Here is a 761-nt window from a genome sequence, read left to right on the forward strand (position 1 = left end):
GGGTACAACGTGATCAACGCGGCCTTTCCGGTCATCCTGTCCGACGGAACGGCAAAATGGGAGGATGGGATGGACGCGACTGTGAAGGTCGCGACCCCGTCCGAAATGTGCGCCGCCAAGGACGCGGGCGCGACGATCCTGATGTCCATCGGCGGCGCCACCGCCGGGATCGACCTCAATTCGTCCACCGTGGCGGACAAGTTCGTCGCGACCATCGTGCCGATCCTGAAGAAGTACAACTTCGACGGGATCGACATCGACATCGAAACGGGCCTCACCGGCGGCGGGAACATCAACACGCTTTCCGCTTCGCAGAAGAACCTCATCCGCATCATCGACGGCGTGCTCGCCGCGATGCCGTCGAACTTCGGGCTCACCATGGCGCCCGAGACCGCGTACGTCACCGGCGGCAGCGTCGTCTACGGCTCGATCTGGGGCGCGTACCTGCCGATCATCAAGAAGTACGCGGACAACGGCCGGCTGTGGTGGCTGAACATGCAGTACTACAACGGAAGCATGTACGGCTGCTCCGGTGATTCGTACCAGGCCGGGACGGTCCAGGGCTTCGTCAAGCAGACGGAGTGTCTCGACAAGGGCCTCGTGATCCAGGGCACGACGATCCGGGTGCCCTACGACAAGCAGGTCCCGGGTCTGCCCGCGCAGGCGGGTGCCGGTGGCGGCTACATGTCGACGGGCCTGGTTTCCCAGGCGTACCGGAGCATTCCGGGGCTCAAGGGCCTGATGACCTGGTCGATCAACTG

The 761-nt window shown here is 64.0% G+C and carries 1 protein-coding gene; it reads left to right on the top strand.

What is annotated here, in order from left to right; genetic code table 11:
• Positions 1-761, top strand: a 761-nt coding sequence (locus CFP71_RS42810) for a glycosyl hydrolase family 18 protein (protein ID WP_093939485.1), incomplete at both ends; no start/stop codon positions are given.

This window comes from Amycolatopsis thailandensis, from assembly GCF_002234405.1.
Taxonomy (GTDB): Bacteria; Actinomycetota; Actinomycetes; order Mycobacteriales; family Pseudonocardiaceae; genus Amycolatopsis; species Amycolatopsis thailandensis.